The organism is Aliiroseovarius sp. S2029, from assembly GCF_023195575.1.
In the GTDB taxonomy this organism is placed as follows: domain Bacteria; phylum Pseudomonadota; class Alphaproteobacteria; order Rhodobacterales; family Rhodobacteraceae; genus Aliiroseovarius; species Aliiroseovarius zhejiangensis.
This window is the reverse complement of sequence record NZ_JALPQE010000002.1, coordinates 429402-451192: the sequence shown is the minus strand read 5'-3', so window position 1 is coordinate 451192 and position 21791 is coordinate 429402. Positions and strand designations below refer to the sequence as shown.

The window sequence follows — 21791 nt, the reverse complement described above, 5'->3', positions numbered from 1 at the left end:
CGTTTCACCAATTATATTTTATAAGAGAAAGAATGATGACCATGGAGATGTTGATAACCAGTTGTTATGCATTTTTCTCAAAAGACATGGTATAGATTTAGCAATAAACGCTCTGCGCTGCACTCGGCTTCGCCTCGACGCTTGAGCGTTTATTAGTCGACGGGAAGCTGGATTTCAACGGTCCTGCGGACCGTCTCACCGCATCCCGCCGACAGGCGCCCTTCGGGCGCAATTGAATTCGGGAACTGGGTTGATATGATTAAGTTTCTGTTTGGCAATAGAACACAATTGCCACCTATTGGTAGCTTTCAGCGCTTCTGAATAGTCAAACATGGTTTACCCTTAGCGTTGCACAGGGCTCCGGTGATTTGACCTATAGCTTAAAGTACTCCCGCGACATAACAAAAGACTCGAGATTGGGTTCAAATCCCAAAGACTTTGTTACGTATCTGGCAGCCCCATCCCTGCGACACATACCACTCCCGATCCGTTGAACATCAACGGTCCCGCTTGGAACGAGCCGGGTCCAGATGTGTTTCACATCATCTTCAAAGGACCAATCACAGACCCCCTGCCGATCTTCATCTTCTTCGATCTGTTCTGGCAACAGCTGCAAAAGCAAATGCCAATGAGGATTTACATCTGCTTTTTCCGGAAACGCTATCCAATAAATCCGTTCGTCGACTCGCTTTTGCCATTTTGGACCAACAAGATTGCGATTCACCCGGGCATCCCAAGCTCTCAATCGCGCTGCCATATCATGACGAGTGAACATTTGGTTATTGGACGTCAGTGTGATGAAGTGCGTGAACCACATTCTGTTCAACCATTCGCGAACAGCTTCGCGTTCACTGGATCTCGGGGGACTACTACGTTGAAAGTCGGTCTTCATCATGTTCAGGATTATAGCACATCGACCAAGTTCCGAAAAGCAACTTCCCTTTTTATCAATAACTTATCCATGCCAAGTCTTTGACCGAAGGTATACTCTATAGCCAATAAGCATCTCATTCAGTGAACCCAGACCTGAAAAAACTTATTTCCGTTTTAACAACACAAATATATCAAACCTAATGACTAACATAATCAACACGGCGCAAGCCCAAGTCATAAGCACAAAACCCACAGCTCCTAAAAGCGCCGACCACTCAAGACAGCGTTTCACAACGAACTATATCTCATAGGTTTGAAATGGTGCCCGGGGGCGGAATCGAACCACCGACACGAGGATTTTCAATCCACTGCTCTACCCCTGAGCTACCCGGGCACGGGTGAACGGTTCATCGTTCGGGTGGGCGGGTTGTAGACGGGGGGGATAGTGGTGTCCAGAGGGAAAATGCAGGTTTTTCAGTGCGGGCCGTGACTTTCCGATGACGGCGTTCGGGCCAGTGCCTCTGCCGCGTTTTCCAGGTCTTCCGGGTCGCTTGACGCCACGGCATAAGTGCCATTCAGCCAGCGTCCCAGATCCACATCTGCGCAGCGGCGCGAACAGAAAAGACCATAGGTCGGATCGGTCTTTTTCTGGCAAATAGGGCAGCTCATGTCAGGTCCTTCAGACAGGCGCTCAGGCTCATCCGTTCGCGTTTGCGCTGGAGTTCGAAATTGCCCAGCGTGGTCCAGCCCACCAACGAGGTCTCGATCCCGTCGGCACGAAACGCCTTGCGCAGGGCCTGTTCGATCTGGCGGCGGTCCTTCTTGGGGCTGGGGGCGAAATCGACGACGATCTGGCCGCCCAGACCGCGGCAACGCAAGGCGCGCGGCAGGGCTTGCGCGGTGGCGATATTGGCTTTCAACCCGGCCGCCGGGCTGGTGTCGCCACCGGTGTTCACATCCACCGCCACAAATGCGCGGGTCGGTTCGACAAAGGCAAACGCGCCGCCCGACAATGGCACGCGCGCATTGGCCAGATCGGCAATCATGTCTGTAACACCGTGGCGGTCAAAGGCCCCCGCGTCCTGATCCAGCTGATCGGGCGTCGGCCATTCGCGCCAGGCCTGATGATGCGGGTCGGCGCCGTCCAGCAGCAGTTCGGTCGCCTGCCCCTGCCCATCCCCATCCGCGCGCACCGTGCGCGAGAGCTGCAACATCTGCGCGATGTCGTCGGCAATCTCGTCATCCGTACCGGTGACTGCCACGGACCGCAGGATCAGCCCTTCCTCCGCATCCTCCATCACCTCGTGGGCGATTTCAAGCAGGCGCACGCGTTCGTCATCGTCGCGAATGGCGCGGCTGACATTGATACCGGGGGCATCGGGGGTCACGATGGCGAAGCGGCTTTTGAACAACAGCTTTTGCGCCACCGGCACGGCTTTCCCATCCTCGGCAAACCCCGTGACTTGCACCAGAACGGGCTGGCCGGGTTTCAGCCCCTTGCCTTGGCGCAAAAAACCCGTCTCGCCATCAGGCAGGCGCAGCATCATGCCGCCCTGCCCCTTTAGCGGGCGGTCGCAGATCGCACGAAAGATTGCACCGGGCAGTGTTACGTCATCGGGTGGCTCGATCAACAGATCTTCCAGCCGTCCATCCACGATATGGGCGGCTGCCAATCGGCCCTTGTAGCGGTCAAGCGCGATCACACTGCCCTTCATGTGCATTCTCCATAGATCGGGTATCCTGCTGCCACCAAAAGGTTGGCAGTTTCGGCAACCGGCAGGCCGACAACGGCGGTATAGCTGCCCTGAAGCCAGGTCACGAAGGCCCCGGCCGGACCCTGGATGGCATAAGCACCAGCCTTGCCGCGCCAGTCGTCAGAGGCAAGATAGGTGTTCAGCTCCGGGTCGGACAGGCGCTTGAATTTCACGGTGGTCACGACATCGCGCGCCCAGGTCCGGCCCGCATTGCGCACAACAACCGAAGTGATGACCCGGTGCCGCCGCCCGGACAGGGCCAGCAGAAACTCCGCCGCCTGCGCTGCATCCTGGGGCTTGCCCAGAATGCGACGGCCCAGCGCCACTGTGGTATCGGCACAGAGCACGATTTCATCCGAAGCCACATCCATCGCTGCGGCCTTTGCCCCGGCGATCCGGCGACAATAGGTCAGCGGCAATTCACCCTTCTCGGGCGTTTCATCCACATCAGGCGGGCGCACGTCATCTGCAACAAGGCCGAGCTGCCCCAGCAACTCGGCCCGTCTTGGGCTGCCAGAGCCCAGAATCAGTTTCGGTCGGGTCATGCCCGGCGGACCGCTTACTTGAAGCGATAGTTGATCCGACCCTTGGTCAGATCATAGGGGGTCATTTCGACCTGTACCTTGTCGCCCGCCAGAACGCGGATGCGGTTTTTCCGCATCTTTCCTGCCGTGTGCGCGATGATCGTATGGCCGTTTTCCAGCTCGACCAGGAATGTCGCATTCGGCAGGAGATCCTTCACGACACCGGGGAATTCGAGCAGTTCTTCCTTGGCCATGTTCACTCCATTATTTACACCCACCAACTGTAGGCGCTCCTTAAATGGGGCCAAACTTTCAGTTTTTCAAGGGAAATCCGGCGTGGCGACCGTTTAGACCGTGGTTTCATCGCCTTGCGGCTGCGGTTCGCCAAAACGCTTCAGGATATGGCCGCGAATCTGGTCGCGAGTCTGGCGATATGCGGCCAGTTTTTCCTCGCGCCGTGTGCCCAGCCCGGTGGGGTCGAGGATCGGCCAGTATTCCACATCCAGATGGAACAGTCGGGTCAATTCCAGGGCACGACGCTGGCTGGCGGGGGACAGGGCCACGACCAGATCGAAGCTGGACAGGTCGTCGCCCCATTCTTCCATCTGGTCGAAGCTGCGCACGCGGTGATTGGTCAGGGCGATGTCAAGTTCGGCGCAGACCGCCACGGAAAAGCCGTCAACCTCCATATCGCTATGGACACCGGCGGATTGCACATAGATGTCATGGCCATAGAAGGCTTTCATCATCCCCTCGGCCATCGGCGATCGCACGGCATTGTGGTCGCAGCAGAACAGCACCGATTGGGGACGATCTGCGGACATGCTCAGCCCCAGTGCAGGACACAGATCAGGGTGAACAGGCGGCGCGCGGTGTCAATGTCGACATTGGCCTTGCCTTCCAGACGTTCCTGCAAAACCCGCGCACCTTCGTTGTGAATACCGCGTCGGGCCATGTCGATGGCCTCGATCTGGCTGGGCGGCAGTTTCTTCACGGCATCAAAATAACTTTCACAAATGGCAAAGTAATCTTTCACCACCTGCCGAAACGGGCCGAGAGACAAATGAAACTCCGCCGCCTGAGCGCCGTCTTCGGTCTTTGCATCCACGACCAGCCGCTTTTCACGGATCGACAGCCCCAGATGATATGGACCGTCCGGCACAGCCTGCCCATCGCGCCCGGCCAGTTCGAAACTGTTGTCTTCCAGCAGGTCGAAAATTGCGACTTTTCGTTCCTGTTCAATCGCGGGCGTGGGCGCGGCAAGCCCGCTGTCGTCGATCTGGATGTCGTTGATGCGGTTGGTTGTCATCGGGATGCTCTGTGGATCAATCGTTCAAGGCGTCAAGCCGGGCGCGCACGGACAAGCCATGCGCTTCCAGACTTTCGGAAATGGCAAGGGTTTCGGCGGCGGGGCCAATGGCCGACAGCGCCGCAGGGGTCATTCGGGCCAGCGTGGTGCGCTTCAGGAAATCCATCACCGACAGGCCGGAGCTGAACCGGGCCGAGCGCGCCGTGGGCAGAACATGGTTTGGCCCGCCGACGTAATCGCCTATGGCTTCGGGCGTCCATTGACCCAGGAAGATCGCCCCGGCATGGGTGCATTTTTCTGACAGGGCTTCGGGATCGGCCACGCAAAGCTCCAGATGCTCGGGCGCGATGCGGTTGGACAGGATCGCGGCCTCGTCCAGATGGCGCACCGTGATCACGGCACCGAAGTCGCGCCAGCTTGCGCCCGCAATCTCACGCCGCTCAAGCGTTTCGAGCCGCTTTTCAACGGCCTGCGCAACTTTGCGTCCGAACGCCTCGCTCGTGGTGATAAGGATCGACTGCGCGCTTTCGTCATGTTCAGCCTGACTGAGCAGGTCCAGCGCCAGCCAATCCGGGTCATTGTCGGGGTCGGCAATCACCAGAATCTCAGACGGCCCGGCAATCATGTCGATGCCCACCTTGCCGAACACCCGGCGTTTGGCGGCGGCGACAAAGGCGTTGCCCGGCCCGGTGATCTTGTCGACAGGCGCAATGGTTTCGGTGCCGTAGGCCAGTGCCGCAATCGCCTGCGCGCCGCCGATGCGATAGACCTCGTCCACGCCGGCAATCCGGGCTGCCAGCAGCACAAGCGGATTGACCACTCCGTCCGGCGTCGGCACAGTAATCGCCAGACGCCCCACCCCCGCCACCTTGGCCGGGATCGCGTTCATCAGGACCGATGAGGGATAGCTGGCCAGCCCCCCCGGCACGTAAAGCCCCGCTGCCGAGACCGCCGACCAGCGCCAACCCAGATCGGCCCCGGCATGGTCCGTCCACCGTTGATCTTCCGGCATTTGCTGCGCGTGATAGGCGCGGATGCGATCCGCCGCCAGTTCCAGCGCCGCGCGGTCCGTGTCCGACACCTTGGCGCATTCGGCATCAATCTCAGCCGTCGAAAACCGCAAGCGGTCAGGCGTCAGGTCCAGCCGGTCAAACTTCGATGTGAGCTCGATCACCGCCGCATCGCCACGGGCACGCACATCCGCGATGATCCCGGCGACAATGTCATCGACCTCGGGGCTGTCTTCGCGTTTCATGGACAAAAGGGCCGCAAACCGCGCTTCGAAATCAGCATCGGTCGCGTTCAGAAACTGGGGCATGGTCTATTCCGGGTGTTCAGGCGTGTGGCGGGACGGGGCGATATACGGACGGGTGACATCTTGCAGGGTGACATCCAGTGTTTCGACCTCAAGCGCAATCGCACCATCGCCAGCAAGCACCAGTTCCAGACGCCCCATGCCATCTTCTGCGGGAACAAAAGACAAGGACAAAAGCGACAAAACCAGATCCTTGTCACCCCGCTCAAAGCCTTGGCTTTGAACTTTTAGAACATCCGAAACAGACAGAACCGCCTGCACCCGCTCAACCGGCCGTTGGCGGCGTTTGGCGGCGGGCATATCTTCCCACCGGAAGCGATTGAGCAGGAGCGCAAAGCGCCGGTGGCGTGCGTCCCACGCGATTTCGGATGCCGGGAACACCGCGTCCTGCACCAGCGCGCTGATCACCTGAAGATCCTCGTCATCCATCGCCATCAGGCGCAGCGGGGCTTCTGCCCCATCCTCGAACCGGGCGTCTTGGTCTGAATTGCTCATTCTTTGATCCGTTCGATTTTGGCCCCGATCGAGGACAGTTTGCGCACGACCTTCTCGTACCCGCGGTCCAGGTGATAGACGCGGCTGACAACGGTTTCGCCTTCCGCCGCCATGCCCGCCAGTATCAGCGACACCGAGGCCCGCAAATCCGTCGCCATGACCGGAGCGCCCTTCAACTTCTCGACCCCATGAACCGTGGCTGTGCCACCATGCACTTCGATATTCGCCCCCATGCGCGTGAGTTCAGGTGCGTGCATGAAGCGGTTTTCAAAGATGGTTTCGTGCAATACCGACGTGCCATCCGCCGTGCACAGCATCGCCATCATCTGCGCTTGCAGATCGGTCGGGAAACCGGGGAACGGCTCGGTCGTGACATCCACCGCCGACACACGCCCGTTCTTGCGCGCAACTTTCAGTCCGCGCTCGGTTTCCTCAACGTGGATGCCCGCCGCGTCCAGCTTTTCAACAAAACTTTTCACCAGATCAATGCGACCGCCCAGACACTCGACCTCACCCCCCGCAATCGCCGGGGCCAGCATGTATGTGCCAAGCTCGATCCGGTCGGTGACAACCGGGTGCGTGGCGCCATGCAGGCGGTCAACGCCCTGAATGACGATCTCGGACGTACCGTCGCCCTCGATCTGCGCGCCCATCTTGCGCAGGCAGTCGGCCAGGTCGACAATCTCAGGCTCGCGCGCCGCATTCCGAATAACAGTGGTGCCCTTGGCCAGCGTCGCCGCCATCAGGATATTTTCCGTGGCCCCGACCGAGGCAAAGGCCAGTTCGATCTCGGCCCCCTTGAGGCCCCGCGGCGCCTTGGCGTGCAGATAGCCGTCTTTCAGCTCGATCTCGGCGCCCAGCTTTTCCAGCCCGAAAATATGCAAATCCATCGGCCGCGCGCCGATTGCACAGCCCCCCGGCAGCGACACCACGGCATGGCCCAGCCGCGCCAGCATCGGCCCCAGGACCAGGTTCGAAGCGCGCATCTTGCGCACGATGTCGTAATCTGCAACGTGGTTGTTGATGTCGTGCGACGACATCGCCAGCACCTGCCCGTCCTGCATCGACGTGGCCTCGGCCCCAAGGGACGCCAGCAATTCGGTCATTGTCTTGATGTCCGACAGGCGCGGTGCGTTGGTCAGGGTCAGCGGTTCTTCCGACAACAAGGTCGCCGGCATCAGGGTCAGACACGCGTTCTTCGCCCCCGCAATGGGTATTTCGCCGTGCAGTTCACCACCACCGGTCACAACTATCGAATCCATCTGCCCGCCTTTGCTATTGGTCTTTTTCTGTCTGCGACCGATTAGCCCCATGATCCGCCCGCGCCCGCGCCTGAGATTTGCGCCGCGCCATATTGGCCTTCAGCGCAGCCTTCAGCCGCTCGTCACGATCTGCCCCTTTTTTCTGGGGTTTTTGGGGTGTCTTCTTACGCTCCATATCCCCTTCTGTAACGCAGGTTCAAAAAAGGGTCCAGAATGCGCTTGCGTCGCGCACGGATTAGAGCTAATCAGCCGCCCACGACAGGACGCTGCTGTAGCTCAGAGGTAGAGCACTCCCTTGGTAAGGGAGAGGTCGAGAGTTCAATTCTCTCCAGCAGCACCATGTTTCCATCTGAAAAACAATGATCTAGCCTTCAGTCACGGGTTAATGGCCTCGGGCTATCCACTGATGCTTTAAAAATTCTGCCTGTGAATGCTGCGCTCATACATGCGCCAAACTCCCGGCGTTCGCTGCGTTTTCTATCGAATCCTCGCCTCTTTAAGCCCAAACCCATCACCACCGTCCATCTGCGCTTATTGCGCCAGGCACCGCCCTGGCTTTAGACAAAGTGCAGCACCACCTCTGTTTACTCATGTTAGGCGACCCGCTAGTTTTCGGCACCGGCTTCGATCTGCAGAAGTCATTACGATACTGAGCGAGTTTTTCATGGTTGATGCCCCCTTGATCCAAACAAAATCCGATGATCCACACCCGAAAGTGGTCGCGACGATCAAGGGGGTTGATGTCCTTGAGGCACCTCATCTCAAGCCTGCGATCCTGCGTCGGATCCGCAATGGCGATTATGAACGCCCAGAGGTCGAGTTCGGGCTTGCCAATCTGAGGCCAGGTGATCGAATCCTCGAAATGGGTGCGGGCGCGGGCATTGTTGGGTCCGTGTTCGCCAAGAACATCCGGGACATTGAACTGCGTTCCTTTGAAGCCAATCCGGACCTGATCGAACATATTCGCATGATCTATGCGCATAATCAGTTGGATGCGGTCGCATCGGTCACGAACAGGATCGTAGTGACCGGACAGGACCAGCCGGACCATATGGATTTTCACGTTCGGACCAATTTCCTGGGATCACGCTTGTCCGGGGAAAACAACGAACCCGAAGCGCGTCGGATCAGGGTCGCGACCTCGCACTATGACGACATAACAAAAGACTTCCCCCATAACGTCCTGATCATGGACATCGAGGGAGGTGAGTTGGATTTCCTGACTGGAGCCGACCTTTCTGATGTCGAGCTGGTCATGCTTGAACTGCACCCGAACGTCTATGGCGCGGAAGGTCGCGAACAGATTTTCACGCTGATGCAAGCCAAGGGATTTGAGCTGGATCGCACGACATCCAAAGGGCAAGTGGCATCATTCAAACGGCCCGAAAGGTTGAAGTTCCAACCTGATTATTCACAGATCAGCAGTGGTCCAACTCAGCAGCAAAGCTATGACCTCGACCCCCACCGGGCTCTGGCAGAAGGTATTGTTACGAAAAAGAACGCCGTGCTTGCCAAGACGCCGCGAAGTCAGGGGCATCAGATTGCTGCGTCGGTTTTTGATCAACATCGCAATCAGGTGCCTGAAGCGATCTGCTGGTTGACTCACCAAAAGCCGGCCACGACCTTGCGTTCACATCCACGTCGCAACAGGATCAGGACACTGGAGGGAACCTGGTTGTTTGGTGGGCGCTTCAACCCGCATTTCGGGCATTTTCTGACGGAAACCATCGCTCGGCTGTGGGCGCTGGACCACATTTCGCAACCGCTTGATGGCGTGCTTTTCTTCCCGACCTACAATGATCACGAAGACAGCGCGGCCGATATGTTTTCGAACCTGTCAAAAGTGTTGGATGTCGACATCAAGTTCAAGATTTGCGACGAATTCTATCGCGTGGACAAACTTGTCATCCCGCCGCAGGGAAACGGGCTGGGGCGGCTTATGCTGTCTTGCCCCGAGATGCGCGCTTTCATCAAACGGCATATCAGACGCGATTTCGAGCCGACGCCGCATAGAAAACTCTACATCTCTCGGTCTGGTCAATTTGACAAGCTGGGCCGCATTTTCCTGGGGGAACACTCCCTGGAAACGCTTTTGCGCAACGAAGGGTATTCGATCTTCCATCCTCAAGATCATTCCTGGGAGGATCAGTTGAGACACTACCTGTCGGCAACGCATATCCTTGGCCCGGATGGAAGCCCGTTTCATTTGGTCAACTTCACGGGGCGTTCTGATCTTTCCGTTGGAATTATCCAACGTCGTCCGGGGCATGATTCCAAGCAAATGGCGCAACAAGGGCGGCTTTATGGGGTGACCGACACCGTGGCACTCTCGCATCTTGGACGGTTCTGGGCACGGTCCGGCGATCGTCGTGCAGGCCTCACGTTGGTCAGTGAGGTTCAGTTGGCGCCATTATGTGAAGACCTGAAATCACGTGGCTTCATCAGCCCCAAAGCTGATTGGCAAAACCTGAGTGACGCCGAGTTGCAAGCGTCGCTGCAATTCATCGCCGATGCGACGCGGGCAGACTTCAGACCTGTTTCAAATGCGAACGAGTCTTTGGCGGGCTTTCCTCAACTTGCCATACCCGATCAACCCACCGTGTTCATGTGACCTGCAAAGGGCATCTGATGCTGTGCTATGCGTGCCGTGTGGCGGCATTGTTCGCAAAGGAATGACAATCAGCAACCATAGGTTGATTGTCCTGACCAGGTCGTTGTTAAGACTTGCATCCGCTTTTGATCGGTGAGAGCTTAGCGCGCCAAGGTTTTGCGACACATTTACAGATTGTTTCGCAATCCTTTGCACAATTTAGGGTTGTTTTTCTCATCGGTGTAACCAAGATTTAACCATGAGCCGGAATCAAGCGATCGACTCGCTGTTGAACGAATTGGGACCAATGGCCTCGGCGGGGTATTTCGTCGGGCTGCATATTCGTTTTGCCGCACCTCTCTTGACCTTCCAGACCTACCCGCAATCCTGGTCCGATCATTACACGCGCAATGCATTTGCGTTGCGCGACCCAATGATCGCCTGGGGCATATCGCGCACCGGTGCCACCCGCTGGAGCGATATTGACCTGCCCGACCCGTTCGGCATTTTGCAAGATGCCGCGCGCCACGGGCTGGTCTATGGCGTCTGCGTGTCCTGTGGCGAGATTTCGTCGCGGACGGTCGCAGGTTTGGCCCGGTCAGACCGGGAGTTCACGGATGAAGAGATCGCCGCCATCAGCGGTGTCGTGCTTCGGCTTCACCATGTTTCACAACCCCCTGACACCCTGACCAAAGCCGAGATCGAGGCGCTTCAGGTGCTGGCATCCGGCGAACGCTATGCGGCCGGCGCGGTTGTGCTGGGCATCTCGGAAAGCGCGTTGAAGGCGCGCCTGTCCTCTGCCCGCAAGAAGTTATTTGCACGCACCTCGGCCGAGGCCATTCAGAGAGCCAAGGATTATCGACTGATCTAGACCCGGCTGTCGCCTGGGCGTGCTTCCCGTTTTCTTAACCAAACTGGAGGATGTCATGCAGACGACCACACTTTCTTTCGCCAATCTACACAACCATGGCGAGTTATTTGCAAATTTACTTCGCGCTAGGAGGCAAAGCTTCATCGTGCAGAACCGCTGGGATCTGCCCGAAGCCCTGGGGATGGAGTTCGACCAGTACGACACCCCGGCCAGCCGCTGGGTCGCGGTTCACGAATTTGGCCGGGTTCTGGCAGGCATTCGGCTGACACCCACCACCGCGCGGTGCGGGGTCTATACTTATATGATCCGCGATGCGCAGTTGGGCTTGTTGGATTCGATCCCCTCGGACCTTCTGTATGATGAAGCCCCGGTGGCGGAAAACATCTGGGAAAGCAGCCGCGTGTTCGTGGCCCATGACACCCCGCAGCGCGCGCGGCGTCTGGTCCATGCGCATCTGATCTCGGAAATGACGAAATCCGCCCGTGATCTGGGCGCAACGCAGGTTCTGGGATTGATCCCAGCCAGTTGGCCACGCTGGTCCAAACGCGTCGGTCTTGACACCACCGCCGCCGGCCGGGTGATGGAGATTGACGGCATCGACAATCAGGTCGTGTCCATCGACCTGTCGGGCAAGCTGCACTGATCGGGTCATTCACACCGGTTTCACTGCTACAAATTTCTGTGATCAGGGCGCGAAAACCGCGCCCTTTTCGCCTTATCGGCAAAGATCGACCGACCGTTCAGGTCGCTGGGCAAAACCTCGCCACGAGGGCGTGACAGGCGGCCACACCCCCTTCCATCCGTACCTTTTGAACCTAAATATGAACCAGAAGGACCTAAGCCTCGTATTAGGGCCATATCAAACGAGAGGATGGAACAAATGTTGAAGACGTTTTCCTACACTGCAGCGGCAATAGCGATGACGGCGACGACCGCCCTTGCTGGCAGCTTGTCCGAGCCCACGCCCGAGCCGACCATTGCCTATACCCCTGCCCCTGCCGCCACACCGGATTGGACCGGTGCCTATGTTGGTGGCCAGATCGGGTTTGCCGATGTTGGCACCACTGCCGCAGGCATTGAAGGTGACGGCGTGATCGGCGGTCTGACCGCAGGTTACGATTTCGATATGGGCAACTGGGTTGCCGGTGTCGGAATTGACTATGACTGGGCCGATGTCGATCTGGCCGGCGCCGCGACGCTTGAAAACGTTCTGCGCGTGAAGGCGCGCGGCGGTTACAAGATGGGTGATGGTCTGCTTTACGCGACCGCAGGCTACGCCAATGCCTATACTGACACACTGGGTGACAGCGACGGCTATTTTGTCGGCGCAGGCTATGAGCAGCGGGTGACCAGTTCGTTCAACATCGGTGCCGAAGTTCTGTATCACGAGTTCTCCGATTTCAACGGCAGCGGCATTGACGTCGACGCCACCACGATTCAGTTGCGCGGCACCTTCCGCTTCTGATCCTTGGTGCATCTCAGAACAACAATGGCGCGCCCGTTCGGCGCGCCATTCTTTTTTCAGGTCGTGCCCTTGCCTGAACCGCAGGGCCGGTCTGATATGATCAGTCCATCCACTCGAACGGGCGGGTAAACTCGCCCAGGCAGTGTGCCACGGCTTCGTGATCCACATCGCCCGTGGCTCGCAACCGCGCGACCAGACCGCGTTTCTTGTCGTCGATCACCTCGACCACATGGGCGGCATGGCCTGCATCGGCCAGCGCCTTGTCATAGACGCGGGTGATCGCTGATTTGCGCAGGTCTGGCTTGAACACCTTGCCAACGGCAGTTTTGGGCAATTCGTCCAAGATCTCGATATGTTTCGGCAGGGCGGCTTTTTCGTGGATGTGCTTCTTGGCATAGGCCATCAGTTCGTCCACCGTGACCTGCGCACCGCCCACGAGTTCGACATAGGCGCAAGGCAGCTCCCCGGAATAGCTGTCGGGTTGCCCGATGGCCCCGACCATCGCCACCGCATCGTGCCCGGCCAGAACCTCTTCGATCTCGGCCGGATCAATATTGTGCCCGCCCCGGATGATCAGATCCTTCGCGCGGCCGGTGATCCACAGATACCCATCTTCATCAAGCCGACCCAGATCGCCCGTGCGCAGATGGCTGCCATCGGCAAACAGCCCCTGGTTCTTGGCCTCTTCCGTATAGGTGTTGCCCGCAAACACACCGGGATTGGACAGGCAGATCTCTCCGACCTCGTCCACGTCATGTTCCTTCAGGACATTTCCGCTATCGTCACAGGTCAGGATCTTCACGTCTGTGTAGGGGAACGGCACGCCCACAGACCCGACCTTCTTGTCCCCCGTCGGCGGGTTGCAGGATACAAGGCAGGTGGCTTCGGTCAGTCCATAGCCTTCGACGATGGTCACCCCGGTGGCGGCGACAAAGCGGTTGTAAAGCTCGATCGGCAGCGGGGCCGAGCCGGAAAACGCGGTTTTCAACGACGAGACATCGGCATCCACCGGGCGCTGCATCAGGGCCGAGATTGCCGTCGGCACGGTGATCATGAAACTGACCTTGTAGCGCTCGATCAACTTCCAGAAATTGTCAAACACCCCGTCGCCGCGATAGCCCGCAGGGGTTGGATGCACGAAATGGCTGCCTGCCATCAGAACCGACATCCAGATCACATGTACGGCAAAGACGTGGAACAGCGGCAGGGGGCAGATGATCACATCGTTTTCATCGAACAGCAGGCTCGACCCGAGCCAACCGTTGTAAACCATGCCCGAATATTTGTGCTGCGCCACCTTGGGCGTGCCCGTTGTGCCGCCCGTGTGGAAATAGGCCGCCACGCGATCTTCGGGCGTGTCCGTGAAGTCGAGCGTTTTATTCTGGCGCGACATCTCGGCCACGAAATCCAGCACACGCGCCTTGTGCGTCACCGGGTTCTTGGGGCGAAGCAGCGGCACCAGCCAGCTTTTCGGCGGGCTGAGATAGCGGTTCAGGTCGATCTCAAGCACCGTATGGACATCAGGGGCCATCGCGACGGATTTCGCCGCCAGTTGCGCCACCTCGGATTTCGGGAAGGATTTCAGCGTCACCAGAACCTTCGCCCCGGTTTCACGCAGGATGCCCGAGACCTGTTCGGCATCCAGCAGCGGGTTGATCGGATTGATGATCCCGGCAATCCCCCCGCCCATCAGGGTATAGATCGTTTCGTTGCAATTGGGCAGCAGGAAGGCCACCACGTCCTTTTCCCCGATGCCCAGCGACCGAAACAGGTTCGCCGCCTGGCAGGTCCGTTCCAGCATCTCGCGCCAGGTCACGGTTTCCTTGGCATCCGTCGGGCCAGAGGTCAGCTGATAGGACGCTGCCGGTCGGTCCGGAAACTTCTTCGCCGTCCGCTCCAGCATCTGATACAGCGTGACGGGTTTGTCTCGGGCGTCCCAGTCCATCTCGGCCTCGACCGCATTGCGGTCTTTCATCGAGCCAAAATCATACATTCATCATCCTCCCCTGCGCCCGGTCAGACGGGCGGTCATTTGATCACAAGAATGCGGTCAAATCCCGCCCCCCCGCAAGTGTGACGTGACGTGGCGAATTTGGGTGACGCTGGGGGAGGTTAGCGGGCGCCGACCCTCAGGCCATACCTTCGGTAAACTGCAAGCGGGCCAGACGGGCGTAAAGACCGTCCTGCGCCACCAGTTCGTCATGCGTGCCCTGTGCGACAATGCGGCCCTCGTCAAAAACGACGATCCGATCAGCCTTTTTCACCGTGGCCAGACGGTGCGCCACGATCAGCGTGGTGCGTCCCTGCGCCAGTTCGTCAACGGCTTGCTGCACCAAACGTTCGCTTTCGGCGTCCAGCGCCGATGTCGCCTCGTCCAGAAGCAGGATGGGTGCGTCACGCAGGATCGCGCGGGCGATGGCAATGCGCTGTTTCTGCCCCCCTGACAGCATCACACCACGTTCGCCCACATAGGTGTCATAGCCTTCGGGCAGACGTTCCAGAAACTCGTGCGCAGCGGCGGCGCGGGCGGCGGCTTCAACCTCGGCATCCGTCGCGTCGGGGCGGCCAAAGCGGATGTTTTCGCGCGCCGAGGCGGCAAAGATCACCGCGTCCTGCGGCACCAGCGCCACGTATTTGCGGAACTCGTCCCGGCGCATCTGGCGCAGATCGACTCCATCCAGCAACACCGCCCCGTCTTCGGGATCATAGAAGCGTTGGATCAGTTGAATGATGGTCGACTTGCCCGCGCCGGACGGTCCGACCAGCGCCACGGTTTCACCCGGTGATACGGTCAGCGATACCCCCTCCAGCGCCGCCTGATTGGGGCGCGCGGGATAGTGGAAGGTCACATTATCGAACTCGATCGCGCCTTTCGGCCGTTCGGTGATGGCAATCGGGTTGACCGGATCCTTGACCGCGTCTTCGGCGTTCAAAAGCTCGACCAGTCGTTCGGTGGCGCCTGCGGCGCGTTGCAGTTCGCTCCAGATTTCCGACAGGGCCCCGACGGCGCCGGCGACCATCACAGAATAGATCACGAACTGCACCAGCGCGCCGATCGAGATATTGCCTGCGGTCACATCGCGCATCCCGATCCACAAAACCCCCACGACGCCCGAAAAGATCAGCGAAATGACAATCACCGTCATCACCGCACGGGTGCCGATCCGGCGCTTGGCCGAGATGAAACTTTCCTCGGTCAGCCCGGAGAACTCGCCGCGGCTCAGGTCTTCGTGGGTGAACGCCTGCACGGTTTGGACCGACAGTAACGCCTCGGACGCATTGCCCGAGCTCTTGGCGATCCATTCCTGGTTCTCGCGACCCAACACCCGCAAACGCCGCCCCAGCACGATGATCGGCACGATCACGATCGGCACGATCAGCAGCACCAGCCCCGTCAGCTTGGCTGATGTCAGCAGCATCAGGACCAAACCACCCAGGAAGATAAACACATTGCGCAGCGCGACCGACACGGACGAGCCGATCACCGACAGGATCAACGTCGTGTCCGTGGTGATGCGGCTCAGCACTTCGCCGGTCATGATGTTTTCATAGAAAGCAGGGCTCATCCCGACGACACGGTCAAAGACCGCCTTGCGGATGTCGGCCACGACCCGTTCGCCCAGCCGCGTCACAAGATAGTAACGCAACCCGGTGCCAAGGGCGAGCAAGCTGGCCACCACCAGCGCCGCCAGGAAGTATTTATCAAGCAGTTGCGTGGTGGCTTCGCCAAACCCGTCCACAACCCGGCGCACCGCAATCGGCAGGATCAGCGAGATGCCAGCGGTGAACACCAACGCACAGAACGCCGCCAGTATCCACAACCGATAGGGCTGCATGAAGGGCCACAGCCCAGCCAATGCACCAATGCGTTTGGATTTCTCGCGTTCGTCCATTTCGACGCTGGACGCCCCTGCCTGTCTTGCCATATGACCCGCTCCTTTCGGGCAGAGATAGCTGGGCGCGACGCGACGCACAAGCCGAACTGCGGTTCGGGAATGTCGCAGAGTGGACAAGGTGACCCGGGGTCACCGAAATGTGCGGGTCACGGGTCTTTCATAAAACCGCCCCCGAATGCTATCATCCGGAGCAGAAGCAGGCCGATGAAGGACCGCGTATCATGTTTGTTTTCAATCGTATCCCCACGCTGACCGGCCTTGCGCTCGTGCTGGGCCTGGCCTCTTGTGCGACGCCGCAACAACGCTGCATCGCCGGGGCAAGTGCTGACGTGAGAACGCTCCAGTCCCAGATCGAAACGGCCGAGGCCAACATCGCACGCGGCTATGCGCTGCACCGGCAGTCGATTCCCATTACGAACACGCGGGTGTGTTACGATGCCAAGAAGCGGCCCTATACCTGTCATCGCACCGCGTATCGCCAGATTGAAACCCCGGTCACGATCGACATCGGCAATGAAAAGGCCAAGTTGGCCAGCCTGAAGGCGAAACTTGGCCAGGCGCAGCGCAAGGCTGCCGCCGGGATCAGGGCCTGTCGCCAGACCTATCCGGAATGACCCGTGTCGCCATCGTTCTGGGGGCGGCTGTGCGGCCGGACGGATCAGCCTCGCCCGCCCTTGCGCGGCGGGCACGGGCGGCGGCAGATCTGTATCAGCGTGGACAGGTCGACCAGATCATCGCATCCGGCGGCGTGCCCCGCGCGGGCCATAGCGAAGCCAGCGTCATCGCCCAGATCTGCGTGCAGGCCGGGGTGCCCGCAGCGGCCATCCAGATCGAGGATCAATCCGCCAACACGCTGGAAAACATCCGAAATTCCAAGACCCTTCTGCCGCCCGACGCACAGGTCGTGCTGGTCACGGATCGCTATCACGCCTTTCGCGCGCGCCTGACCGCCCGCGAGTTCGGCTTGTCGCCGGTCAGCGAGTCGCCCTCATTGATGCCCAACAAGGTGCACCGGATCATCCGGGGATATGGCCGCGAGGCGGCGGCGCTGTTGCTTTATGTCCTGCGCCGGGTGGGACGGATCATTTCGCAACCGTCACGGTAAGTGATGTGCCGGTGTTGCCGCTGCCATAGATGCGCACGAACACGGTGGCCCCGCCCTGTACCAGACGTTTCGCGGCCTGCGGATCAATGGATCCGTTCATCACCATGCGCTCCATGATCGCGCGATTGTCAATCGACCCGAAAAACGGATCGAACTCGTCCCCCGGCTGGCTGATGCCGTAGCGGTGGAAATTGGCCCGATCCTGACGCAGAATCTGCCAAGGCTGGCTCAGCCGCGCGCCCTTGGAGTTGAACAGGTCGGGCTGACCGATATAGGCCACATAGGATCCGATCAGGTCTTGCGCCTGTGCGGGGGTGCTGTTCAGGCCAGACAGGGCCAATCCTGCCGCAACCGCGGCAAAGGCCATGCCAAACCGTCGTCTTTGGGTTGTTCGCGCCATAGTCTCACCCTCTGTTCAATGCGTTCAACTTGGGGGGCCTGCGGCGTCGGGTCAATGGGCGGGGCATTTCTTCGCCGGACTGCCCCTATTGTGCAACGCACGGTGGCCGCGCGACACGGGCAGACCACCCGCACCGCGCCACCCGCTTCACTGAGGGTCCGTCACGGTCAGCCCCAACAGGCGCCAGGCTTGCATACCACCGCGATAATAATGGATCTTGTCCGCGGGATACCCTGCTTCGATCATCCGGCGCGCCGCCGTCGGGGACTGGCCACACCAGTTGCCGTTGCAGAACAGGGCCACGGTTTTGGCACCGTCGCAATCGAACCCGTCGAAATCAATCTCGCACCCCAGTTCGTCCAGACGATCCGGTGCCTCGTTATAGGGGATCGAGATGGCACCGGGGATCGTGCCGCCCGCGTGATCGGCCGGCACGCGGCTATCGACCACGATCACCTCGGGGTCTTGCAGCATGTCCAGAAGCTCCAACTCGCCAATCGGGGTCACACCGGGCGCGGGCACCATGGGTTGGACACAGAAATTCGGACACGGGCGCGAGGTCTGCGCCCATTCTCCGGTGATCTGGTTGTCCGGATCGGGAATTCGCGAAATCTCGACCGGGCCAGAAGATGTCTCGACGGTGACCGAGGCGACATCCGGGCGGATGTTCACCCCATCGGCCAGCGCGGGTGTGGCCAGCAACACAGTGGCCAGAACAGCAATCTTGATTTTCATGGGCGTCCCTTTCCACATCGCTCAGTCAAAGGTTTCGAACACGTCATACATGACAGGCTCAAAGCTCTTGCACAGGGTCGCGATGACCCGGTTGCGTTCGCGCATCTCGTCGGTGCGCAGCATGGCCTGAAAGTCCTCGCGCCGTTTCCATTGGGAATAGTTGGCAATCCGCGTCTGCGCGTCGTTGACATGCAGACCGGCGGCGACGAAACCCGGCTGCTTCGAAATGAACTGCTGATAGGCATCCGTCAGTGCATCCAGCAGATCCTGACAGGTGCCGGGCGTCATTTCAAACGTGGTGATAACGGTTTGATAATCGGGGGCTTTGCTGATCTTTGGCATGGCTTCCTCCTGTTGATGGGGAAAGCCTAATGCCTTTCGCGTGACAGATGAACATCAGAATTGAGGGTGGGCGGAAATGGCTCACCCTCAACTCCTGTCGCCAGCCCGTTCGGGTCCCGACTGCGGATCAGTCGAAGTCGAAAATTTCCGACAGGATCGACTTGCCGCGCTTGCGCTTATAGCGTTTCGCATGGCGGTAATCGTCGTCATAATCGTCGTCATCGTCATCATAGCGATACCGATCCTTGCGCGACGGCTTCCGGTGCCGGCGATCTTCGCGATCATCGCTTCGGGCGCTGCGCGGCGCATCTGAGGTGATCGGTCCCGGCAGGTCGCGCGGATCGGCAGGCGCGGGGGCTGGATCGGGATCCGGCAGCACCACGGCGGGGGTCGCCTTTTCAATGATCTTGTCCAATTCTCCGCGGTCCAGCCAGACCCCGCGGCAGTCGGGGCAATAGTCGATCTCGACCCCGTGGCGTTCCGTCATCAAAAGCTCTGTTCCATCAATCGGACATTTCATGTGCTGGCTCCTCCTGCCTTATCGATCAATGATGTAGGCACGAAAAAACGGGCCGCAAGAGCCCGTTTTCCCAACAATCCCGTAATGCGCGGACTATCGCGACACATGCACCGCGCAAGGCGCATGGCGCACGACGCGGGCGGCGGTCGATCCCAGAAAGAAATCGGTCAGGCCGGGCCGGTGCGAGGCAACGACGATGCAATCCACGCCGTGACGCTTTGCATAATCGACAATGGCGTGACCGGCATGGCCCGACACGACCTTGATGGCGATGTTGTCCTCGCCCTTCAGTTCTTCGGCCATGCGACGTTCCAGTTCGTGCACATTGTCTTCCAATTGGCCTTCGGGCAGGTATTGGGCGACGTAAGCCGGCACCTCTTCCATCACATGCAGGGCCGTGATGCTGGCCCCTTTTTCGGCGATGGCCTTGGCGATGCTCAACGCTTCCTTTGTATCCCGCTCATGATCCAGTGCGATCGGCACGAGGACATTCTTGTACATCTCGGCGCTCCTGTGTTTCGAGTGTTCCGTTTCCCATATTGCATATGCCAACCCGCTATGCGCAACCATGATACAGGTCAATTCACGCCGGGCATCGAACAGAGGTGCGGCATTCCTTGACAGCAAGGGTCAAGCGGGCTATCCCCGCCCCAACTCCGGGAGTCGCTAAGCTTCCGGTCCCATGGCTTTTGCCGGGATCGCCCCCTGTCAGCGCGTTGCGCCCACAGGGGCGTTCATCGTTTGGTCGGTTGGCTTGGCTTGGTCCTTGGGAAATGCGCAGCCTGCCCCTATCTGGGGATTAACGGAACGGCAAAGGAGCCGAGATATGTTCGAAAGCCTGTCAGACCGCCTGTCCGGTGTCTTTGACCGCCTGACGAAACAGGGTGCGCTGTCTGAAGATGACGTGAAAACGGCCCTGCGCGAAGTCCGCGTGGCATTGCTTGAGGCCGACGTCTCGCTGCCCGTGGCGCGTGATTTCATCAAGAAGGTGCAGGAACAAGCCACAGGTCAGGCCGTCACCAAATCCGTGACCCCCGGCCAGCAGGTTGTGAAAATCGTCCACGATGCATTGGTCGAGGTTTTGACCGGCGAAGGTGAACCGGGTGCGCTGAAGATCGACAGCCCCCCTGCCCCGATCCTGATGGTCGGCCTGCAAGGGGGCGGTAAAACGACGACGACCGCCAAGCTGGCCAAGCGTCTGAAGGAGAAAGACGGCAAGCGTGTGCTGATGGCCTCGCTTGACGTGTATCGCCCGGCGGCGATGGACCAGCTGGCCATTCTGGGCACGCAGGTGGGCGTTGACACGCTGCCCATTGTACCGGGCCAGAAACCCGTCGACATCGCCAAGCGCGCCAAGCAACAGGCGACGATGGGCGGCTATGACGTCTATATGCTGGACACCGCAGGCCGGTTGCACATCGACGAAGTCCTGATGGACGAGGTCGAGCAGGTCTCGGCCGTGGTCAACCCCCGCGAAACGCTTCTGGTTGTCGATGGCCTGACCGGTCAGGTCGCGGTCGAGGTTGCACAGGAATTTGACGACAAGGTCGGCATTTCGGGCGTGGTTCTGACCCGGATGGATGGCGACGGGCGCGGTGGTGCCGCCCTGTCGATGCGCGCCGTGACCGGCAAGCCGATCAAATATGTCGGCCTTGGCGAAAAGATGGACGCGCTGGAAACCTTCGAGCCTGAGCGCATCGCGGGCCGCATTCTGGGCATGGGCGATATTGTTTCGCTGGTCGAAAAAGCGCAGGAAACCATCGAGGCCGAACAGGCCGAGCGCATGATGAAGCGGTTCCAGAAAGGTCAGTTCAACATGAACGACCTGAAGATGCAGCTGGAACAGATGATCAAGATGGGCGGGATGCAAGGGATCATGGGGATGATGCCGGGCATGAAGAAGATGGCCAAACAGGCCGAGGCCGCCGGCATGGACGACAAGGTGCTGAAACAGCAGATCGCGCTGATCCAGTCGATGACCAAACGCGAACGCGCAAACCCTCAGATCCTGCAAGCCAGCCGCAAGAAACGCATCGCCAAAGGGGCGGGTATGGAAGTGTCCGACCTGAACAAACTTCTGAAAATGCAGCGCCAGATGGGCGACATGATGAAGAAGATGGGCAAGATGGGCAAAGGCAAGATGCTGAAACAGGCCATGTCCGGCATGTTCGGCAAAGGCGGCGGAATGCCGGATATGGGCGGCATGGACCCGTCGTCGATGGACCCCAAGGCGCTGGAAGCCGCCGCGAAGGCGATGGGCGCCAAGGGTGGCCTGCCCGGTCTGGGCGGTGGCGGATTGCCCCCCGGCCTGTCTGGTTTCGGGAAGAAGAAATAA

Annotated in this window: 24 protein-coding genes and 2 tRNA genes; 8 read left to right on the top strand and 18 right to left on the bottom strand. The window is 59.4% G+C overall.

The annotated features are described in order from the left end of the window. Positions 1 to 373: 373 nt before the first annotated feature. From MUY21_RS06860 to murA, 11 genes are all read right to left on the bottom strand, one after another. On the bottom strand, positions 374 to 895 hold the full coding sequence (locus tag MUY21_RS06860) for a hypothetical protein (RefSeq protein ID WP_191286326.1): 522 nt from the start codon (positions 893 to 895) through the stop codon (positions 374 to 376). Between the two features lie 297 nt (positions 896 to 1192). After that, positions 1193 to 1267 (bottom strand) — tRNA-Phe (locus tag MUY21_RS06855). An 80-nt stretch (positions 1268 to 1347) separates the two neighbouring features. Beyond that, the gene (gene yacG / locus MUY21_RS06850; RefSeq protein ID WP_248409571.1) at positions 1348 to 1542 is read right to left on the bottom strand and encodes a DNA gyrase inhibitor YacG; all 195 of its coding nucleotides are present in this window, start codon (positions 1540 to 1542) and stop codon (positions 1348 to 1350) included. Next, the gene (locus MUY21_RS06845) at positions 1539 to 2588 is read right to left on the bottom strand and encodes a ribonuclease E/G (protein ID WP_248409570.1); all 1050 of its coding nucleotides are present in this window, start codon (positions 2586 to 2588) and stop codon (positions 1539 to 1541) included. Before MUY21_RS06845 ends, yacG begins: the two co-directional genes overlap by 4 nt. Then, entirely contained in the window at positions 2585 to 3172 is a 588-nt protein-coding gene (locus MUY21_RS06840) for a nucleoside triphosphate pyrophosphatase (protein ID WP_248409569.1), read from the bottom strand. The genes MUY21_RS06845 and MUY21_RS06840 overlap by 4 nt, the downstream gene beginning before the upstream one ends. Positions 3173 to 3186: 14 nt before the next feature. After that, positions 3187 to 3405 (bottom strand): translation initiation factor IF-1, encoded by a 219-nt coding sequence (infA, locus tag MUY21_RS06835; protein ID WP_021101650.1) that lies wholly within the window; start codon positions 3403 to 3405, stop codon positions 3187 to 3189. Between the two features lie 93 nt (positions 3406 to 3498). Beyond that, entirely contained in the window at positions 3499 to 3975 is a 477-nt protein-coding gene (locus MUY21_RS06830) for a low molecular weight phosphatase family protein (protein WP_248409568.1), read from the bottom strand. A 2-nt stretch (positions 3976 to 3977) separates the two neighbouring features. Then, positions 3978 to 4460 carry a UPF0262 family protein gene (locus MUY21_RS06825; RefSeq protein ID WP_248409567.1) on the bottom strand — a complete coding sequence of 161 codons (483 nt, stop codon included), beginning with the start codon at positions 4458 to 4460 and terminating at the stop codon, positions 3978 to 3980. Positions 4461 to 4476: 16 nt separating this feature from the next. Next, the gene (gene hisD, locus MUY21_RS06820) at positions 4477 to 5778 is read right to left on the bottom strand and encodes a histidinol dehydrogenase (RefSeq protein WP_248409566.1); all 1302 of its coding nucleotides are present in this window, start codon (positions 5776 to 5778) and stop codon (positions 4477 to 4479) included. Between the two features lie 3 nt (positions 5779 to 5781). Beyond that, on the bottom strand, positions 5782 to 6270 hold the full coding sequence (locus MUY21_RS06815) for a DUF2948 family protein (RefSeq protein ID WP_248409565.1): 489 nt from the start codon (positions 6268 to 6270) through the stop codon (positions 5782 to 5784). Next, positions 6267 to 7532 (bottom strand): UDP-N-acetylglucosamine 1-carboxyvinyltransferase, encoded by a 1266-nt coding sequence (gene murA, locus MUY21_RS06810; RefSeq protein WP_248409564.1) that lies wholly within the window; start codon positions 7530 to 7532, stop codon positions 6267 to 6269. The genes MUY21_RS06815 and murA overlap by 4 nt, the downstream gene beginning before the upstream one ends. Positions 7533 to 7797: 265 nt before the next feature. Here murA and MUY21_RS06805 point away from each other — a divergent pair. From MUY21_RS06805 to MUY21_RS06785, 5 genes are all read left to right on the top strand, one after another. Further along, a tRNA-Thr gene (locus tag MUY21_RS06805) sits at positions 7798 to 7872 on the top strand. 105 nt (positions 7873 to 7977) lie between these two features. After that, on the top strand, positions 7978 to 10143 hold the full coding sequence (locus MUY21_RS06800; protein ID WP_248409563.1) for an FkbM family methyltransferase: 2166 nt from the start codon (positions 7978 to 7980) through the stop codon (positions 10141 to 10143). Between the two features lie 238 nt (positions 10144 to 10381). After that, the gene (locus tag MUY21_RS06795; protein ID WP_248409562.1) at positions 10382 to 10993 is read left to right on the top strand and encodes an autoinducer binding domain-containing protein; all 612 of its coding nucleotides are present in this window, start codon (positions 10382 to 10384) and stop codon (positions 10991 to 10993) included. 55 nt (positions 10994 to 11048) lie between these two features. Then, positions 11049 to 11636 carry an acyl-homoserine-lactone synthase gene (locus MUY21_RS06790; protein WP_248409561.1) on the top strand — a complete coding sequence of 196 codons (588 nt, stop codon included), beginning with the start codon at positions 11049 to 11051 and terminating at the stop codon, positions 11634 to 11636. A 237-nt stretch (positions 11637 to 11873) separates the two neighbouring features. Further along, on the top strand, positions 11874 to 12458 hold the full coding sequence (locus tag MUY21_RS06785) for an outer membrane beta-barrel protein (RefSeq protein ID WP_248409560.1): 585 nt from the start codon (positions 11874 to 11876) through the stop codon (positions 12456 to 12458). A gap of 100 nt (positions 12459 to 12558) precedes the next feature. Here MUY21_RS06785 and MUY21_RS06780 read toward each other — a convergent pair whose 3' ends face one another. Then, positions 12559 to 14451 carry an acyl-CoA synthetase gene (locus MUY21_RS06780; RefSeq protein WP_248409559.1) on the bottom strand — a complete coding sequence of 631 codons (1893 nt, stop codon included), beginning with the start codon at positions 14449 to 14451 and terminating at the stop codon, positions 12559 to 12561. 136 nt (positions 14452 to 14587) lie between these two features. Next, complete coding sequence (locus MUY21_RS06775; RefSeq protein WP_248409558.1) at positions 14588 to 16384, bottom strand: ABC transporter transmembrane domain-containing protein; 1797 nt, start codon at positions 16382 to 16384, stop codon at positions 14588 to 14590. Positions 16385 to 16575: 191 nt separating this feature from the next. Here MUY21_RS06775 and MUY21_RS06770 point away from each other — a divergent pair, with 191 nt between their 5' ends. Continuing rightward, positions 16576 to 16968, top strand: a complete 393-nt coding sequence (locus MUY21_RS06770) for a hypothetical protein (protein ID WP_248409557.1) — start codon at positions 16576 to 16578, stop codon at positions 16966 to 16968. Then, positions 16965 to 17459, top strand: coding sequence for a YdcF family protein (locus MUY21_RS06765; protein ID WP_248409556.1), 495 nt, complete (start codon positions 16965 to 16967; stop codon positions 17457 to 17459). The genes MUY21_RS06770 and MUY21_RS06765 overlap by 4 nt, the downstream gene beginning before the upstream one ends. Here MUY21_RS06765 and MUY21_RS06760 read toward each other — a convergent pair. From MUY21_RS06760 to MUY21_RS06740, 5 genes are all read right to left on the bottom strand, one after another. After that, positions 17437 to 17859, bottom strand: coding sequence for a hypothetical protein (locus tag MUY21_RS06760; protein WP_248409555.1), 423 nt, complete (start codon positions 17857 to 17859; stop codon positions 17437 to 17439). The genes MUY21_RS06765 and MUY21_RS06760 overlap by 23 nt on opposite strands. Positions 17860 to 18006: 147 nt before the next feature. Continuing rightward, positions 18007 to 18594 (bottom strand): rhodanese-like domain-containing protein, encoded by a 588-nt coding sequence (locus MUY21_RS06755; RefSeq protein WP_248409554.1) that lies wholly within the window; start codon positions 18592 to 18594, stop codon positions 18007 to 18009. Positions 18595 to 18615: 21 nt separating this feature from the next. Then, the gene (locus MUY21_RS06750) at positions 18616 to 18936 is read right to left on the bottom strand and encodes an antibiotic biosynthesis monooxygenase family protein (RefSeq protein ID WP_191286308.1); all 321 of its coding nucleotides are present in this window, start codon (positions 18934 to 18936) and stop codon (positions 18616 to 18618) included. Positions 18937 to 19063: 127 nt separating this feature from the next. Continuing rightward, positions 19064 to 19456, bottom strand: coding sequence for a zf-TFIIB domain-containing protein (locus MUY21_RS06745; RefSeq protein ID WP_248409553.1), 393 nt, complete (start codon positions 19454 to 19456; stop codon positions 19064 to 19066). A 93-nt stretch (positions 19457 to 19549) separates the two neighbouring features. After that, positions 19550 to 19957, bottom strand: coding sequence for a universal stress protein (locus tag MUY21_RS06740; RefSeq protein WP_191286306.1), 408 nt, complete (start codon positions 19955 to 19957; stop codon positions 19550 to 19552). A gap of 325 nt (positions 19958 to 20282) precedes the next feature. Here MUY21_RS06740 and ffh point away from each other — a divergent pair, with 325 nt between their 5' ends. Beyond that, a complete protein-coding gene (gene ffh, locus MUY21_RS06735; protein ID WP_248409552.1) occupies positions 20283 to 21791 on the top strand; it encodes a signal recognition particle protein in 1509 nt (502 codons plus the stop codon).

What these genes read in the sequence shown, in the direction of transcription:
- MUY21_RS06860 (WP_191286326.1), bottom strand. Translation starts at nt 895, where the DNA reads ATGATGAAGACCGACTTTCAACGTAGTAGTCCCCCGAGATCCAGTGAA.
- yacG (WP_248409571.1), bottom strand. Translation starts at nt 1,542, where the DNA reads ATGAGCTGCCCTATTTGCCAGAAAAAGACCGATCCGACCTATGGTCTT.
- MUY21_RS06845 (WP_248409570.1), bottom strand. Translation starts at nt 2,588, where the DNA reads ATGAAGGGCAGTGTGATCGCGCTTGACCGCTACAAGGGCCGATTGGCA.
- MUY21_RS06840 (WP_248409569.1), bottom strand. Translation starts at nt 3,172, where the DNA reads ATGACCCGACCGAAACTGATTCTGGGCTCTGGCAGCCCAAGACGGGCC.
- infA (WP_021101650.1), bottom strand. Translation starts at nt 3,405, where the DNA reads ATGGCCAAGGAAGAACTGCTCGAATTCCCCGGTGTCGTGAAGGATCTC.
- MUY21_RS06830 (WP_248409568.1), bottom strand. Translation starts at nt 3,975, where the DNA reads ATGTCCGCAGATCGTCCCCAATCGGTGCTGTTCTGCTGCGACCACAAT.
- MUY21_RS06825 (WP_248409567.1), bottom strand. Translation starts at nt 4,460, where the DNA reads ATGACAACCAACCGCATCAACGACATCCAGATCGACGACAGCGGGCTT.
- hisD (WP_248409566.1), bottom strand. Translation starts at nt 5,778, where the DNA reads ATGCCCCAGTTTCTGAACGCGACCGATGCTGATTTCGAAGCGCGGTTT.
- MUY21_RS06815 (WP_248409565.1), bottom strand. Translation starts at nt 6,270, where the DNA reads ATGAGCAATTCAGACCAAGACGCCCGGTTCGAGGATGGGGCAGAAGCC.
- murA (WP_248409564.1), bottom strand. Translation starts at nt 7,532, where the DNA reads ATGGATTCGATAGTTGTGACCGGTGGTGGTGAACTGCACGGCGAAATA.
- MUY21_RS06800 (WP_248409563.1), top strand. Translation starts at nt 7,978, where the DNA reads ATGCGCCAAACTCCCGGCGTTCGCTGCGTTTTCTATCGAATCCTCGCC.
- MUY21_RS06795 (WP_248409562.1), top strand. Translation starts at nt 10,382, where the DNA reads ATGAGCCGGAATCAAGCGATCGACTCGCTGTTGAACGAATTGGGACCA.
- MUY21_RS06790 (WP_248409561.1), top strand. Translation starts at nt 11,049, where the DNA reads ATGCAGACGACCACACTTTCTTTCGCCAATCTACACAACCATGGCGAG.
- MUY21_RS06785 (WP_248409560.1), top strand. Translation starts at nt 11,874, where the DNA reads ATGTTGAAGACGTTTTCCTACACTGCAGCGGCAATAGCGATGACGGCG.
- MUY21_RS06780 (WP_248409559.1), bottom strand. Translation starts at nt 14,451, where the DNA reads ATGTATGATTTTGGCTCGATGAAAGACCGCAATGCGGTCGAGGCCGAG.
- MUY21_RS06775 (WP_248409558.1), bottom strand. Translation starts at nt 16,384, where the DNA reads ATGGCAAGACAGGCAGGGGCGTCCAGCGTCGAAATGGACGAACGCGAG.
- MUY21_RS06770 (WP_248409557.1), top strand. Translation starts at nt 16,576, where the DNA reads ATGTTTGTTTTCAATCGTATCCCCACGCTGACCGGCCTTGCGCTCGTG.
- MUY21_RS06765 (WP_248409556.1), top strand. Translation starts at nt 16,965, where the DNA reads ATGACCCGTGTCGCCATCGTTCTGGGGGCGGCTGTGCGGCCGGACGGA.
- MUY21_RS06760 (WP_248409555.1), bottom strand. Translation starts at nt 17,859, where the DNA reads ATGGCGCGAACAACCCAAAGACGACGGTTTGGCATGGCCTTTGCCGCG.
- MUY21_RS06755 (WP_248409554.1), bottom strand. Translation starts at nt 18,594, where the DNA reads ATGAAAATCAAGATTGCTGTTCTGGCCACTGTGTTGCTGGCCACACCC.
- MUY21_RS06750 (WP_191286308.1), bottom strand. Translation starts at nt 18,936, where the DNA reads ATGCCAAAGATCAGCAAAGCCCCCGATTATCAAACCGTTATCACCACG.
- MUY21_RS06745 (WP_248409553.1), bottom strand. Translation starts at nt 19,456, where the DNA reads ATGAAATGTCCGATTGATGGAACAGAGCTTTTGATGACGGAACGCCAC.
- MUY21_RS06740 (WP_191286306.1), bottom strand. Translation starts at nt 19,957, where the DNA reads ATGTACAAGAATGTCCTCGTGCCGATCGCACTGGATCATGAGCGGGAT.
- ffh (WP_248409552.1), top strand. Translation starts at nt 20,283, where the DNA reads ATGTTCGAAAGCCTGTCAGACCGCCTGTCCGGTGTCTTTGACCGCCTG.